Origin of the sequence: Leptothrix cholodnii SP-6, assembly GCF_000019785.1 — a bacterium.
Lineage (GTDB): Bacteria > Pseudomonadota > Gammaproteobacteria > Burkholderiales > Burkholderiaceae_C > Sphaerotilus > Sphaerotilus cholodnii.
Genome location: NC_010524.1, coordinates 4266127 through 4280076 on the forward strand (window position 1 = coordinate 4266127; position 13950 = coordinate 4280076).

General features: G+C 70.4%; 15 protein-coding genes. 11 read left to right on the plus strand and 4 right to left on the minus strand.

Annotation, left to right across the window (positions count from 1 at the left end; genetic code table 11):
- The first annotated feature begins 22 nt into the window (after positions 1 to 22).
- The 8 genes from LCHO_RS18920 to LCHO_RS18955 all read left to right on the plus strand — a co-directional run bounded on the left by LCHO_RS18920 (position 23) and on the right by LCHO_RS18955 (position 6739).
- Complete coding sequence (locus tag LCHO_RS18920; RefSeq protein ID WP_012348801.1) at positions 23 to 553, plus strand: chemotaxis protein CheW; 531 nt, start codon at positions 23 to 25, stop codon at positions 551 to 553.
- Positions 554 to 581: 28 nt separating this feature from the next.
- Positions 582 to 1634 carry a protein-glutamate methylesterase/protein-glutamine glutaminase gene (locus tag LCHO_RS18925; RefSeq protein ID WP_012348802.1) on the plus strand — a complete coding sequence of 351 codons (1053 nt, stop codon included), beginning with the start codon at positions 582 to 584 and terminating at the stop codon, positions 1632 to 1634.
- Positions 1635 to 1706: 72 nt separating this feature from the next.
- Positions 1707 to 2135 carry a YeeE/YedE family protein gene (locus LCHO_RS18930; protein WP_012348803.1) on the plus strand — a complete coding sequence of 143 codons (429 nt, stop codon included), beginning with the start codon at positions 1707 to 1709 and terminating at the stop codon, positions 2133 to 2135.
- 7 nt (positions 2136 to 2142) lie between these two features.
- Positions 2143 to 2622: a YeeE/YedE family protein gene (locus tag LCHO_RS18935; protein ID WP_012348804.1), complete on the plus strand. Its 480-nt coding sequence runs from the start codon at positions 2143 to 2145 to the stop codon at positions 2620 to 2622.
- Positions 2623 to 2777: 155 nt separating this feature from the next.
- On the plus strand, positions 2778 to 3791 hold the full coding sequence (locus LCHO_RS18940; protein WP_012348805.1) for a sulfate ABC transporter substrate-binding protein: 1014 nt from the start codon (positions 2778 to 2780) through the stop codon (positions 3789 to 3791).
- A gap of 6 nt (positions 3792 to 3797) precedes the next feature.
- On the plus strand, positions 3798 to 4631 hold the full coding sequence (gene cysT / locus LCHO_RS18945; RefSeq protein ID WP_012348806.1) for a sulfate ABC transporter permease subunit CysT: 834 nt from the start codon (positions 3798 to 3800) through the stop codon (positions 4629 to 4631).
- Positions 4631 to 5644 (plus strand): sulfate ABC transporter permease subunit CysW, encoded by a 1014-nt coding sequence (gene cysW, locus LCHO_RS18950; RefSeq protein ID WP_012348807.1) that lies wholly within the window; start codon positions 4631 to 4633, stop codon positions 5642 to 5644. The genes cysT and cysW overlap by 1 nt, the downstream gene beginning before the upstream one ends.
- A gap of 27 nt (positions 5645 to 5671) precedes the next feature.
- Entirely contained in the window at positions 5672 to 6739 is a 1068-nt protein-coding gene (locus LCHO_RS18955) for a sulfate/molybdate ABC transporter ATP-binding protein (RefSeq protein ID WP_012348808.1), read from the plus strand.
- Positions 6740 to 6787: 48 nt separating this feature from the next.
- Here the strand turns inward: LCHO_RS18955 and LCHO_RS18960 are convergent, their stop codons facing one another.
- The 3 genes from LCHO_RS18960 to LCHO_RS18970 all read right to left on the minus strand — a co-directional run bounded on the left by LCHO_RS18960 (position 6788) and on the right by LCHO_RS18970 (position 10977).
- Positions 6788 to 8275, minus strand: coding sequence for a PASTA domain-containing protein (locus tag LCHO_RS18960; RefSeq protein WP_150105519.1), 1488 nt, complete (start codon positions 8273 to 8275; stop codon positions 6788 to 6790).
- Positions 8276 to 8362: 87 nt separating this feature from the next.
- Positions 8363 to 9961: a gamma-glutamyltransferase family protein gene (locus LCHO_RS18965; protein ID WP_012348810.1), complete on the minus strand. Its 1599-nt coding sequence runs from the start codon at positions 9959 to 9961 to the stop codon at positions 8363 to 8365.
- A gap of 77 nt (positions 9962 to 10038) precedes the next feature.
- Positions 10039 to 10977: a CysB family HTH-type transcriptional regulator gene (locus LCHO_RS18970; RefSeq protein WP_012348811.1), complete on the minus strand. Its 939-nt coding sequence runs from the start codon at positions 10975 to 10977 to the stop codon at positions 10039 to 10041.
- Positions 10978 to 11171: 194 nt separating this feature from the next.
- Between LCHO_RS18970 and LCHO_RS18975 the strand changes: the two genes are divergently transcribed.
- A complete protein-coding gene (locus tag LCHO_RS18975; RefSeq protein WP_012348812.1) occupies positions 11172 to 11579 on the plus strand; it encodes a thioredoxin family protein in 408 nt (135 codons plus the stop codon).
- 23 nt (positions 11580 to 11602) lie between these two features.
- Here the strand turns inward: LCHO_RS18975 and LCHO_RS18980 are convergent, their stop codons facing one another.
- Entirely contained in the window at positions 11603 to 12277 is a 675-nt protein-coding gene (locus LCHO_RS18980) for a histidine phosphatase family protein (protein WP_012348813.1), read from the minus strand.
- 153 nt (positions 12278 to 12430) lie between these two features.
- Between LCHO_RS18980 and secB the strand changes: the two genes are divergently transcribed.
- Positions 12431 to 12892: a protein-export chaperone SecB gene (gene secB, locus LCHO_RS18985; protein WP_012348814.1), complete on the plus strand. Its 462-nt coding sequence runs from the start codon at positions 12431 to 12433 to the stop codon at positions 12890 to 12892.
- A 32-nt stretch (positions 12893 to 12924) separates the two neighbouring features.
- On the plus strand, positions 12925 to 13938 hold the full coding sequence (locus tag LCHO_RS18990; RefSeq protein ID WP_012348815.1) for an NAD(P)H-dependent glycerol-3-phosphate dehydrogenase: 1014 nt from the start codon (positions 12925 to 12927) through the stop codon (positions 13936 to 13938).
- Positions 13939 to 13950 lie beyond the last annotated feature (12 nt).

Sequence of the window (13950 nt, forward strand, 5' to 3'; positions counted from 1 at the left end):
TCGGCGGCCCATCATGAACGCAATGGTCATGACACACAGCGCAGCGGCGGCAGCCGAGCAGAGGCAGTACCTGACCTTCATGCTCGGCGGCGAGATGTTCTCGCTCGACATCCTGTGCATCAAGGAAATCATCTGGTACGCCGGCGTCACCGAGGTGCCGATGATGCCGGCCTGCATCCGCGGGGTGATCAACCTGCGCGGCGCGGTGGTGCCGGTGATGGACCTGTCGAACCGCTTCGGCAAGCCCTCGACGCCGCAGAGCAAGAGCACCTGCATCGTCATCACCGAGGTCGCCAGCGGCCCCGGCGGCGAGCGCCAGAACATGGGCGTGGTGGTCGACGCGGTGCAGGCGGTGCTGGAGATCCCGGCCTCCGAGATCGAGCCGCCGCCGACCTTCGGCGCCAAGATCCGCAGCGACTTCATCGAAGGCATCGCCAAGGTGAACGGCAAGTTCGTGATCCTGCTGAACGTGCAGCAGGTGCTGTCGCGCAGCGAGATCGGCGCGATGGGCCAGGCGGCAGCGGCCGCCGAGGCCGGGCTGGTCGCCGCCTGATCGGACGACCCGGGCGGGCCGCATCGACATGAGCCGCATCCAGGTGATGGTGGTCGACGACTCGGCCGTGGTGCGCCAGGTGGTGGCCGCCCTGCTGGCCGACGACCCCGAGATCGAGGTGCTGTGCGCGGTGGCCGACCCGCTGCTGGCGATCAGCCGCATGCAGACGCAGTGGCCCGACGTGATCGTGCTCGACATCGAGATGCCGCGCATGGACGGCATCACCTTCCTCAAGAAGATCATGGCCGAGCGGCCGACGCCGGTGGTGATCTGCTCGACGCTGACCGAAGCCGGCACGCAGACCGCGCTGGCGGCGCTGGCCGCCGGCGCGGTGGCCATCATCACCAAGCCCCGGCTCGGCCTCAAGCAGTTCCTGCAGGATGCATCCGACGACCTGCTGTCGGCGGTCAAGACCGCTGCGCGCGCCAATGTGCGGCGGCTGAGCGTGTCGGCCAAGAACACCGCCGACGTCATCCTGCCGGCCGTCGAGCGCAGCAGCGCGATGCTGCAGACCACCGAGCGGGTGGTCGCGCTCGGCACCTCGACAGGCGGCACGCAGGCGCTCGAAGTGGTGCTGCGCACGCTGCCACGGGTCTGCCCGGGCATCGTGATCGTGCAGCACATGCCCGAGAAGTTCACCGCCGCCTTCGCCGCGCGGCTCGACAGCGTCTGCCAGATCGCCGTCAGGGAGGCGCAGAACAACGACCGCGTGGTGCCCGGCCAGGCCCTGATCGCGCCGGGTGGCAAGCACATGCTGCTGCGCCGCAACGGTGCGCAATATCACGTCGAGGTGCTCGACGGCCCGCTGGTGAATCGCCACCGGCCGTCGGTCGACGTGCTGTTGCGCTCGGTCGCCAGGAGCGCCGGCGCCAACGCGCTGGGTGTCGTCATGACCGGCATGGGCGACGACGGCGCGGCCGGCCTGCTGGAGATGCGCAAGGCCGGCGCCCGCACGCTGGCGCAGGACGAGGCCAGCTGCGTGGTCTACGGCATGCCCAAGGAGGCGGTCAAGCGCGGCGGCGTCGAGCGCTCGGTGCCGCTGGGCGCCATCGGCCGCGAGATCATGCTGCAGCTGGCCTGAGCCGCAGCCGCGGCAGCGCGCCGCGAAAAACGACGATCATCGGCGTCCCCGACAGCTGGACGACTTGCAACGATGACCCATTTCACCCCCTGGTCGGCGCTGGCCGGCGGCGCCTTGATCGGCCTGGCGGCCGTGCTGCTGCTGTGGCTGAACGGCCGCATCGCCGGCATCAGCGGCATCACCGGCGGCCTCTGGTTCAGCGCGACAGGCGAGCGCGCCTGGCGCCTGCGTTTCGTCGGCGGGCTGATCGTCGGCACCCTGGCCTGGTTCGCGTACAGCGGCCAGCCGGCGCCGCTGCGCAACGGTTTCCCCACCGGCCTGCTGGTGCTGGCCGGGCTGCTGGTGGGCTACGGCACGTCGCTCGCGGGGGGCTGCACCAGCGGCCACGGCGTGTGCGGGCTGGCGCGGTTTTCAGTGCGCTCGCTGGTCGCCACGGCGGTGTTCCTGGGGGTGGCGATCGTGACCACCTTCATCGTGCGGCATCTGCTGCAGATCGCCTGAGGCTGCCATGACGACAACCCCTGTTCGCGCCCGCCTGGGCGGCTTGGCCGCGGCGCTGGCCGGCGTGGTGTTCGGCGTCGGTCTGGCGCTGGCGCAGATGGTCGACCCGCGCAAGGTGCTGGGTTTTCTCGACCTGGCCGGTGCCTGGGACGCCAGCCTGCTGTTCGTGCTGGGCGGCGCGGTGCTGGTGGCCGCGGCCGGTTTCCGCGTCGTGCTCAAGCGGACCGGGCCGGCGCTCGGCGACCGTTTCCACATCAGCAGCTGGACCGCCATCGACCGCCCGCTGATCGTCGGCTCGGCGCTGTTCGGCATCGGCTGGGGCCTGGCGGGTTATTGCCCGGGGCCGGCGATCGCCTCGCTCGGTTTCGGCAACCCGGAGGCGCTGTGGTTCGTGCCGGCGATGGTCGCCGGCGCCGGGCTGCAGCGCTGGCAGGCGCACCGGCGGGCCGCGCCCACGACGGCCCAGGCCGCAGCCGACGAGGTCTGATCGGCGCCGGAGCCACCGACCCCGGCGTGGATCCGGGGGGCGGCGCTTATCCGGATTGCGCATGAACAAGCTCGGATCGCTTCGTTTCCAGCGACGGGCAGGCTTCCTAGCATCGACTCATTCCCACACGAGTCCCTGCAGCCGAGGCCCCCGACATGACCGCTCCCCGATTTGCCCGTACCGCGCTGCTGGCGCTGGCCCTCGGTGCCGCCGCGCTCGGCGCCGCGGCCCGCGACATCACGCTGCTCAACGTCAGCTACGACCCGACGCGCGAGCTGTACCAGGACTTCAACAAGGCCTTCGCCGCGCACTGGAAGGCCAAGACCGGCGACACCGTCACCATCCGGCAGAGCCACGGCGGCTCGGGCAAGCAGGCCCGCTCGGTGATCGACGGACTCGACGCCGACGTCGTCACGCTGGCGCTGGCCTACGACATCGACGAGCTCAACGCCCGCGCCGGCCTGATCCCGGCCGACTGGCAGAAGCGCCTCAAGCACAACAGCTCGCCCTACACCAGCACCATCGTGTTCCTGGTGCGCAAGGGCAACCCGAAAGGCATCAAGGACTGGGACGACCTGGTCAAGCCCGGCACCGCGGTGATCACGCCCAACCCCAAGACCTCCGGCGGCGCACGCTGGAACTATCTGGCCGCCTGGGGCTACGCGCTCAAGAAGTTCGGCGGCGACGAGAAGAAGGCGCAGGCCTTCGTCGGCCAGATCCTCGCCAACGTGCCGGTGCTCGACACCGGCGCACGCGGCTCGACCACCACCTTCGTCGAACGCGGCATCGGCGACGTGCTGCTGACCTGGGAGAACGAGGCGCTGCTGGCGCAGAAGGAGCTCGGCCCCGACAAGTTCGACATCGTCGCGCCCAGCCTGTCGATCCTGGCCGAACCGCCGGTGGCTCTGGTCGACAAGGTGGCCGACAAGAAGGGCACCCGCGCCGTGGCGCAGGCCTATCTCGAGTACCTCTATTCGCCGGCAGGCCAGGACATTGCCGGCCAGAACTACTACCGCCCGATCGACCCGACCGTGGCGGCCAAGTACGCCAGGCAGTACCCGAAGGTGACGCTGTTCACCATCGACGAGGTGTTCGGCGGCTGGGCCCGCGCGCAGAAGACCCACTTCGCCGACGGCGGCAGCTTCGATCAGGTCTACACCAAGAAGTGACCGGGCATGTTCTTCACCCGCACCCTGCTCAAGCGGCACAGCGTGCTGCCGGGCTTCGACCTGGCACTCGGCTTCACGCTGCTGTATCTGAGCTTCATCGTGCTGATCCCGCTCAGCGCGGCCTTTCTCAAGACCTTCACGATGACCTGGCCGGCGTTCGTCGACGCGGTCGGTTCGCCGCGCGTGCTGGCGTCGTACCGGCTGACCTTCGGCGCCTCGTTCGCCGCGGCACTGATCAACGCCTTCTTCGGCCTGATCGTGGCCTGGGTGCTGGTGCGCTACGAGTTCCCGTTCAAGCGCCTGATCGACGCGCTGGTGGATCTGCCGTTTGCATTGCCGACCGCAGTGGCCGGCATCGCGCTGACGGCGCTGTATGCGCAGAACGGCTGGATCGGCCAGTGGCTGCCGTTCAAGGTCAGCTTCACGCCGATCGGCGTGTTCGTGGCGCTGACCTTCATCGGCCTGCCGTTCGTCGTGCGCACGCTGCAGCCGGTGCTGGAGAACATGCAGAAGGAACTTGAAGAAGCCGCCGCCACGCTGGGCGCGAGCCGCTGGCAGACCTTCCGCCACGTGATCTTCCCGATCCTGTCGCCGGCGCTGCTGACCGGCTTCGCGCTCGCCTTTGCGCGCGCCTTGGGCGAATACGGCTCGGTGATCTTCATCGCCGGCAACATGCCGCTGGTGAGCGAGATCACGCCGCTGCTGATCATCACCAAGCTCGAACAGTACGACTACACCGGCGCCACCGCGATCGCGGTCGTGATGCTGGTGGCGGCCTTCGTGCTGCTGCTGACCATCAATGCGCTGCAAGCCTGGGCGCGCGCACGGCAAGGGCGATGATGACCACCCCTCGCCAAACGAGTACGTTCGTCGATCCCCCGAGGGGATCCGGGCCGGCTTGGGAGCGGCCCGGCGCTCGGCCCGGCCTCCGCGTTGCAGGCGCCACACCGCGCAGCATCCGCGCCGCCACCGCAGAGCCCGCCTGGGTCAAGTGGCTGCTGATCGGCACCGCGCTGGCCTTCCTGACCTTCTTCCTGTTCGTGCCGCTGGCGATCGTGTTCGCCGAGGCGTTCAAGAAAGGCTGGGACGTCTACCTGGCCGCGATCGTCGATGACGACGCACTTTCAGCGATCAAGCTCACGCTGATCGCCGCCGGCATCTCGGTGCCGCTGAACCTGGTGTTCGGCGTCGCCGCGGCCTGGTGCATCGCCAAGTTCGAGTTCCGCGGCAAGAACGTGCTGCTCACCCTCATCGACCTGCCGTTCAGCGTCAGCCCGGTGATCTCGGGCCTGATCTACGTGCTGATCTTCGGCCTGCAAGGCTGGTTCGGCGAGTGGCTGCGCGACCACGACCTGAAGGTCATCTTCGCGGTGCCCGGCATCGTGCTGGCCACCGTGTTCGTGACCTTCCCGTTCGTGGCGCGCGAGCTGATCCCGCTGATGCAGGCGCAGGGCACCGAGCAGGAAGAAGCCGCCCGCGTGCTGGGCGCCAACGGCTGGCAGATCTTCTGGCGCGTGACGATGCCCAACATCAAGTGGGCGCTGCTGTACGGCGTGATCCTGTGCAATGCGCGGGCGATGGGCGAGTTCGGCGCGGTCAGCGTGGTGTCGGGCCACATCCGCGGCATGACCAACACGATGCCGCTGCACATCGAGATCCTCTACAACGAATACCAGTTCGCCGCGGCCTTTGCGGTGGCCTCGCTGCTGGCGCTGCTGGCGCTGGTGACGCTGGTTCTGAAATACCTGGTCGAGCAGCGGATGAAACAGGGCCCCCAGGCTTCCTCCGGTCGCCACCCCCCGAGGGGGCTCCGCCAGCAGACCGGCAAAGCCGGATCTGCGGCGGCGGCTTGATCAACACAACCAACCTGAAGCGAGCACATGTCGATCGAAGTCCGCAACCTCAACAAGCGCTTCGGCAAGACCGTCGTCTGCGACAACCTCAACCTCGACATCCCGTCGGGCGAACTGGTCGCGCTGCTGGGCCCGTCGGGCTCGGGCAAGACCAGCCTGCTGCGCATCATCGCGGGGCTCGAAGTGCCCGATTCGGGCAGCGTGCTGTTCCACGGCGAGGACGCCACCCACACCGACGTGCGCGAGCGCCAGGTCGGTTTCGTGTTCCAGCATTACGCGCTGTTCGCGCACATGACGATCTTCGAGAACGTCGCTTTCGGCCTGCGCGTGCGACCCAAGGTGACGCGGCCGAGCGATGCCGAGATCCGCCGCAAGGTCACCGACCTGCTGCAGCTGGTACAGCTCGACTGGATCGCCGACCGCTACCCGCACCAGCTCTCCGGAGGCCAGCGCCAGCGCATCGCCTTGGCGCGCGCGCTGGCGGTCGAGCCCAAGGTGCTGCTGCTCGACGAGCCCTTCGGCGCGCTCGACGCCAAGGTGCGCAAGGAACTGCGGCGCTGGCTGCGCCGGCTGCATGACGAGGTGCATGTCACCAGCGTCTTCGTCACGCACGACCAGGAAGAGGCGATGGAAGTGGCCGACCGCATCGTCGTGATGAACCAGGGCCGCATCGAGCAGGTCGGCAGCCCGGACCAGGTCTACGACCACCCGGCCACGCCCTTCGTGCTGCAGTTCCTGGGCGACGTCAACCTGTTCCACGGCCGGCTCGGCCATGCGCCGGGTGGCAGCACGTCGGCCGCCGAGGTCAGCTACGTGCGCCCGCACGAACTCGAAGTGATCGGCGCCCCCGAGGCCGACACGCTGGCGGTGACGCTGAGCCAGGCACTCACCGTCGGCCCGAGCACGCGGCTGGAGTTCAAGCGCGAGGACGGCAGTTATGTGGACGTGGAACTGCCGCGCGCGCAGTGGCAGCTGCTGCGCGAACGCCTGGGCCTGGCCAACGGCAGCCGCGCGTGGCTGAAGGCGCGGCGGGTGACGCGCTTCGTGGCCGGTGGCGAGCCGGCCACGGCGGACGATCCGGCCGCGATGATCTGAGCGTCAGGCAACGTCCGACCTGGCCCGCCTGAAGCCCGGCGCGCGGGTTCAGTCGAGCACCACGACCTTGAGCCAGCCGTCGCCGTAGGCCTCGAGCACCCGCGCCATCTGGCCCCTGGACAGCACGTCGAGGGTCTTGCTGCCCGAGCGCGGTTCGGTGCGGAGATTGCCCGCCGTGTCCATGCGGAAGGTCTGGCCGCCCTTGAGTTGCCGCCCCGCCGCGTGATAGACCCAGCCGCCGGCCGCGGCCACACGCAAGGTCACGGTGTCGCCGGGGTTGAGGCGGGATCCGGCGGCGGGCTTCATCTCCGCGACGGTCCCGACCGCGGCGCCGGGAATCCAGTCGCGAACGACCTGCGGGTTGAAGCGGGCCTCTTTCAGGGCCTGCTCGGCCTCGGCCACGGGGCGCTTGACGAGGTCGGCGAGCAGTGCCTTCGGGGCCGAGACCTCGAGCACGACCGGCTTGCTCGAGAAGTGCCGGCTGCCACCCGGCGGCTGCATGCCGATCACCACGCCTTCGGGCTTGGGGCTCGCGGTCTCGCGGATCTCGACCGGCGCGGAGAAGCCCGCATCCTGGATCGTCGACTTCGCCTTCTCGATCGGCAGATCGAGCACGGACGGCAGCAGGCGCATGCCCGAGACGTACAGCGTCACCTCGCGGTCGGCGGGCACGGCCTGACCGGCGGCCGGGTCGGTGCCGATCACCTTCGGAAAGCGCAGTTCGGCATGTTCCTGCTCGACGAGCTTGACCTTGAGCCCGGCCGCCTCGAGCAACTCGCTGGCCTCGCGCCGGGACCTGTCGTTGACCGACGGCACCCACGTGGCCGGCGCGACGACCGCTTCCGAAACCGCCTGCGAAACCGCCGGCGACGCAACCGGTGGCCCTGCGGCCGTCGGCGCCGCGACCAGCGGATCGTCTCTCGTTGCCTGGCCCAGGAAGTAGCCACCCGCCAACAGGGCGACCGTCACGGCAACGCCGCCGCCGATCATCAGGCCCTTGCGGGAGGTGCCGCTCGCCTCGGCGGCCGGCGCCGGGTCGGGCCGGGCCGTCCGGGGCAAGCCGAGCGTCGTCGTGGCAGCCGCCGGCCCCGGCGCGGCGGGCTGCGCCGACAACACGGCCTGGATATCCCGGCCGAGCCGGTCGATGTGCTGCTCCAGCGGCGGCGTGATCGCGTCGAGCCAATGGATGGAGCCGACGTAGTACTTGAACGCCTTGCTCATCTCGGCGTTCTGGATCCGCACCGGCATGATCGTGCGGCCGATGCTGACGGCACGTTCGACTTCGCGGCGGACCTGTTTCGACCCGTCGGCGTGGGCGCTGTAGACCAGCACCATCACGCGCGCACTCTCGATCGCCTGGACGATCGAATCGGCGTACTCCGAGCCCGGCGGCACATCGCGCGGGGCGATCCAGCAGCGGATGCCCTGGGACTCGAGGCGATTGCAAATTGCATCGGCCTCCAGCCGGTCATGGCTCGAATAGCTGATCAGGACATCGTGAGCCATTGGCTTCTCCCTGCGTCGGTCATCGACCACGATAGCCGCGGCCGGCCACGTTTCAATTGGGGTCAACCGCGCAAGGCGCCCGATGGATCAGCGCACGGCCTGCGCGCGTGAGCTGCGTCAGTACGCCGCCACCGAGCCGTTGCTGCGCGGGTCGAAGCCCCCCACCAGCAGCCCGTTGGCCTCGCGGATCAGCGCACCGGCGTGGCCGACCGACTCGTCCCAGTCGGCCAGCAGCTCGACCTCGTGGCCCAGCGCGCGCAGCGCAGCCACCGTCGACGCCGGGAAGCGTGATTCGAGCTTGAGGCTGTCGCTGGCCATGCCCCAGGTGCGCCCGAGCAGCCAGCGCGGCAGCTCGATCGCCGCCTGCGGCGCCAGGCCGAAGCGGTGGATGCGGCTGAACACCGTGGCCTGCGTCTGCGGCTGGCCGTCGCCGCCCATCGTGCCGTAGACCATCAGGCGGCCGTCGTCGAGCTGCGCCAGCGCCGGGTTGAGGGTGTGGAACGGCCGCTTGTGCGGCGCCAGCGCGTTGATGTGCGCGGGGTCGAGGCTGAAGCTGCAGCCGCGGTTCTGCCAGTTGACGCCCGAGCCCGGCAGCACGATGCCCGATCCGAACTCGTGATAGATGCTCTGGATGAACGAGACCGCGCGGCCCTGGCCGTCGATCACGCCCATCCAGACGGTGTCGCCGGGGTCGGTCTTGCGGCCGAAGGGCGCGGCCTGCGTCAGGCTGATGCGCCCGGCCAGCTCGTCGAGCAGCTCGTCGCGCAGCAGCGCGGCGGGTGCGATCTTCATGAAGGCCGGGTCGGTGACGTGCTGGTCGCGCAGCGCAAACGCCTGCTTGGTGGCCTCGACCTGTGCATGCACGAAGGCCGGGCCGAGCGGGTCGGCGTCCCAGCCCTTGAGGCGCGCCATGATGCCCAGGATCATCAGCGAGACCACGCCCTGCGAGGGCGGCGTCATGTTCATCAGCGTCAGGCCCTGCAGGCGCAGCGCCAGCGGGTCGACGCGCTTGGCGTGGTGCGCCTGCAGGTCGGCCAGCGTCAGCGGGCTGTCGACGGCGGCCAGTTCGGCGGCGAGCTGGCGCGCCAGGTCACCGCGGTAGAAATCATCCGTGCCGTGCGCGGCGATGCGTTCGAGCGTGGCGGCCAGGCGCGGCAGCTTGAACAGGCTGCCGGCGGCGGGCACCTCGCCGCCGGGCAGGAAGGTCTCGGCAAAACCGGCGATCGGCGCCAGCTCGGCCTGCTTGGCCGTGGTGCAGGCCCACTGGCTGTGCGTGACGGGAATGCCCTCGCGGGCGTACCAGGTGGCGTCTTCGAGCAGGCGCGACAGCGGCAGGCGCCCGCCCCACTCTTGCGACAGCGCATGCGCCGCGCCCCAGCCCGACACCGTGCCGGCCACCGTCAGCGCCGCCACGCCGCCTCGAAACGGGATGCTGCCGCGCACGCCGCGCTGCGCGTAGCGGTCGATCGAGGCCGCCGCCGCGCTGGCGCCACTGGCGTCGATGCCCTGCGGCTGGCCGCCCGGGCCGCTGATGACCCAGAAGCCGTCGCCGCCGATCGAGTTCATGTGCGGGTAGACCACCGCGATCGAGGCCGCGGCGGCGATCATGGCTTCGAGCGCGTTGCCGCCTTCGCGCAGCACGCGCAAGGCGGCTTCGGAGGCCAGGCTGTGAGGTGCCACGGCGATGCCGCGGCGGCCGAGGAAGGATTGGGTCATGGTGTCTCCGCGCAGGTTGTGGAACGCAGGCGCGATGATGCCGTGACCGGCCGCCGGTCCGGGCCGGACGGGGCGGCTCAGTCTTCGACCGGCTCGCCCGTCAGCGCCTGCTCGACCGCCTCGCGTGTCAGCGTCGGTGCAAAGGCCTCGATGAAGGCGTAGACGTAGCCGCGCAGCCAGGTGCCGCGCCGGATCGCCAGCCGGGTCAGGTTGATCTCGAACAGGTGGCCGGCGTCGAGCGCTTGCAGGTTGCGGTCGCGCTCGGCGTCGAAGGCGATCGAGGCGACGAGGCCCACGCCGATGCCGAGCTCGACGTAGGTCTTGATGACGTCGGCGTCCATTGCGGTCAGCACCACGGCGGGCTTGAGGCCGGCGCGGGCGAAGGCCTCGTCGATGTGGGTGCGGCCGGTGTAGCCGGTGTCGTAGGTGACGATGGGTTCGCGCGCGAGCTGCGCCAGCGTGATCGGCCCGTCCACATCGAGCAGCGGATGCCCGACCGGCACCACGACGCTGTGGGTCCAGCGGTAACACGGCAGCGCCACCAGCTGCTCGTACTGCGCCAGCGCCTCGGTGGCGACGCCGATGTCGGCCTCGCCCGACAGCAGCATCTCGGCCACCTGGCGCGGCGAGCCCTGGTGCAGGTTGAGCGTGACGTGCGGATAGAGCGTGCGGAAATCGCGCACCACCTGCGGCAGCGCGTAACGCGCCTGCGAGTGGGTGGCGGCGATCGACAGCCGGCCGGTGTCCTGGGACGCGAAGTCGGCACCGGCGCGCCGCAGGTTGTCGGCGTCGAGCAGCAGGCGCTCGACGATCGGCAGCACCGCCTCGCCGGGCGGTGTCAGGCCGGTCAGGCGCTTGCCGGCGCGCACGAAGATCTCGACGCCGAGCTCGTCCTCGAGCTCGCGGATCTGGCGGCTGACGCCGGGCTGCGAGGTGTGCAGCGCGGCGGCCACGTCGGTCAGGTTGAAGCCCGAGCGGGCCGTTTCGCGCACGGCGCGCAGTTGCTGGAAGTTCACCGGATGCCCTCGTCGGCCGGCGGCAGGCCCGGCCCCTCTGTTTGATGAACGAATTATTGAAGCCATTGCAAACACGCCGATCGAATCAATGCGATGAAGCATGGTCGGCAAACGCATAAGCGGCGGGTGGCCCGGCGCAGCGATCGGCGCCGGTGCTCTGGCAAACTGGCCGCGCCCTCCCGATCGCCACCCGCATGACCGCGCCAGCCCTTGCCCCGATTGCCCACCCCGACGCCGGCTGGCTCGTCGCCTGCCTGTGCGCGCGCTGGTGCAACACCTGCGAGGCCTACCGCGTCACGTTCGCGCAGGTGGCCGCCCAGTTCCCGGCGCTGCGTTTCGTCTGGGTCGACATCGAGGACGAGGCCGACACGCTCGGCGACGCCGCGCTCGAGGTCGAGAACTTCCCGACCGTGATGCTGCTGCAGCACGGCCGGCCACGCTTCTTCGGCACGCTGCTGCCGCACGCGAGCACCTTGTCGCGCACGCTGACCGCCGCGCTGGCGGGTGAACTCGCCGGCGCCGGCCTGGGGACCACGGCCGATGCGCTGGCGCCGGGCGTGCTGCGAGTGGCCGCGCACGACGAGGCGTCGGCCCCGCGCTGAAGCCGGCTCGCAGACCCGCAGGTTCAGGGGGCGATCGCGTCGGGATCGGCCGGGGCCGACGTCAGCGGGTCGGTCGACGGCTGCTCGGGCAGGTCGGCCAGGTGATCGGCCACGGCCCAGCTCACGATCGTCAGACGGCCGTCCTGCCAGCGCAGGCGGTTGATGCCGGCGTTCGGGATGGCGCAGCGGCGCGCGCCGTCGAGCGGCAGGCCGTGCACGCCGCGCCACAGCATGTCGAGCACGCCCCCGTGGGTGACGATCAGCACGCGGCGGCCGGCGTGGCGTTCGACCACATCCTGCACCGCGGCGTGCACGCGCGCGTAGAACTGGCGGGTGGTCTCGCCGCCGGGCGGCGCGAAGTCGGCCCGGTGTTCGCCGTACCGGCGCCAGAGTTCGGGCTGCTCGCGGCGCAGCGTGGCGACGTCCTGGCCCTCGAAGGCGCCGTAATGCTGCTCGCGCCAGCGGGCGTCGTGATGCGCGGTCCAGCCGCGCTGCGCCAGCAGCGGCGCGGCGGTGGCGCGCACGCGGGCCAGGTCGCTGGCGAGCACGAGGTCGAAGTGGTCGCCGGCCAGCGCCTGCGGCAATCGCCCGGCCTGCAGATGACCCAGTTCGTTGAGCGGAACGTCGAGCTGACCCTGGAAGCGGCGGATGCGATTCCAGTCGGTTTCACCGTGGCGCACAAGAGTCAGTTCGGTCATCGAAAACCCGCGTTCATGCAAGGATGCCGAGGATACGACGCCACCCGTTGCAATGCCCGAAGGGCCCGGAGGGCGCTGCCATAATCCGGCGCCCGCCCTCGTGCGCGGGCTTTTTTTGCGACTTCCGCGCCCACCTGACCGAGACATCACACCATGGCCGATGAACAAGACGCAGCGGGCGAGCAGCCCGTGTTCCAGATCCAGCGCGTCTACCTGAAAGACCTGTCGCTGGAACAGCCCAACTCGCCGCAGATCCTGATCGAACAGGGCCAGCCGGCGGTCGACGTCAACCTCGGCATCGAAGTGCAGCCGATCGCCGACGGCGTGTTCGAAGTGGCCGTCAGCGCCACCGTGACCACCAAGCTCGGCGAGCGCACGCTGTTCCTGTGCGAGGCCAAGCAGGCCGGCATCTTCGAGATCCGCAACATCGACGCCGATCAGATGCAGCCGATCCTGGGCATCGCCTGCCCCGGCATCGTCTACCCCTATCTGCGCGCCGTGGTGGCCGACATCATCAGCCGCGCCGGTTTCCCGCCGGTGCACCTGGCCGAAGTCAACTTCCAGGCCATGTACGAAGCGCAGCAGCAAAGCGGCGCCCAGCAGCTCAACTCCTGAGCCCGTTCCGGCCTCGGCACGGCGCACACAGCATGCAGATCACGGTATTGGGCGCAGGCGCCTGGGGCACGGCGGTGGCCGCACAGGCTGCGCTGCGCCATCCGACGCTGCTGTGGGGCCGCGACCCCGCGCAGATGGCCGAGATCGCCGCCACGCGGCGCAATCAGCGCTATCTGCCGGACGCAGACCTGCCCGCCAGGCTGGTCTGCAGTGGCGACTGGGACGCGGCGCTGGCTCACGTCAGCGCCCGGGCCGGCACCGATGCGGATGCGAACGGCGCCGGCCTGGTGATCGTCGCCACGCCGATGGCGGCCCTGCGCGAGATGCTGGCGCGCATCCCGCAAGGTCTGCCGACGCTGTGGCTGTGCAAGGGCTTCGAGGCCGGCACCGGCCTGCTCGGCCACGAGATCGCCCGCGAGGTGGCGCCGCAGCTGGCCTGCGGCGTGCTGTCGGGCCCGAGCTTCGCGCTCGAGGTGGCGCGCCAGCAGCCCACCGCGCTGGTCGCCGCCAGCCAGCATGAAAGCGTGCGCGACGCCGCGGTGCGCGCGCTGCACGGCGCCAGCCTGCGGGTCTACGCGTCGGACGACCCGGTCGGCGTCGAAGTAGGCGGCGCGGTCAAGAACGTGCTGGCGATCGCCACCGGCATCGCCGACGGCATGGGCCTGGGCCTGAACGCGCGCGCCGCGCTGATCACGCGCGGCCTGGCCGAGATGACGCGCCTGGGCCTGGCGCTGGGCGCACGCGCCGAGACCTTCATGGGCTTGTCCGGGCTGGGCGATCTGGTGCTGACCGCCACCGGCGACCTGTCACGCAACCGCCGCGTCGGCCTGCGGCTGGCCGACGGGCAGACGCTGGCGCAGATCCTGGCCGAACTCGGCCATGTCTCCGAAGGCGTCTACAGCGCCGGCACGGTGCTCGAACGCGCCGGCCGGCTGGGCGTCGACATGCCGATCACCGCCGCGGTGGTGGCCGTGCTGCAAGGCGGACTGGCCCCGCGTGATGCGGTGGCGGCGCTGATGCAGCGCGAAGCCCGCGCCGAGAGCTGAAGCCCCCCGGCT

Coding starts and splice junctions, on each gene's coding strand:
- LCHO_RS18920 (WP_012348801.1), top strand. CDS start 23: ATGGTCATGACACACAGCGCAGCGGCGGCAGCCGAGCAGAGGCAGTAC.
- LCHO_RS18925 (WP_012348802.1), top strand. CDS start 582: ATGAGCCGCATCCAGGTGATGGTGGTCGACGACTCGGCCGTGGTGCGC.
- LCHO_RS18930 (WP_012348803.1), top strand. CDS start 1,707: ATGACCCATTTCACCCCCTGGTCGGCGCTGGCCGGCGGCGCCTTGATC.
- LCHO_RS18935 (WP_012348804.1), top strand. CDS start 2,143: ATGACGACAACCCCTGTTCGCGCCCGCCTGGGCGGCTTGGCCGCGGCG.
- LCHO_RS18940 (WP_012348805.1), top strand. CDS start 2,778: ATGACCGCTCCCCGATTTGCCCGTACCGCGCTGCTGGCGCTGGCCCTC.
- cysT (WP_012348806.1), top strand. CDS start 3,798: ATGTTCTTCACCCGCACCCTGCTCAAGCGGCACAGCGTGCTGCCGGGC.
- cysW (WP_012348807.1), top strand. CDS start 4,631: ATGACCACCCCTCGCCAAACGAGTACGTTCGTCGATCCCCCGAGGGGA.
- LCHO_RS18955 (WP_012348808.1), top strand. CDS start 5,672: ATGTCGATCGAAGTCCGCAACCTCAACAAGCGCTTCGGCAAGACCGTC.
- LCHO_RS18965 (WP_012348810.1), bottom strand. CDS start 9,961: ATGACCCAATCCTTCCTCGGCCGCCGCGGCATCGCCGTGGCACCTCAC.
- LCHO_RS18975 (WP_012348812.1), top strand. CDS start 11,172: ATGACCGCGCCAGCCCTTGCCCCGATTGCCCACCCCGACGCCGGCTGG.
- LCHO_RS18980 (WP_012348813.1), bottom strand. CDS start 12,277: ATGACCGAACTGACTCTTGTGCGCCACGGTGAAACCGACTGGAATCGC.
- secB (WP_012348814.1), top strand. CDS start 12,431: ATGGCCGATGAACAAGACGCAGCGGGCGAGCAGCCCGTGTTCCAGATC.
- LCHO_RS18990 (WP_012348815.1), top strand. CDS start 12,925: ATGCAGATCACGGTATTGGGCGCAGGCGCCTGGGGCACGGCGGTGGCC.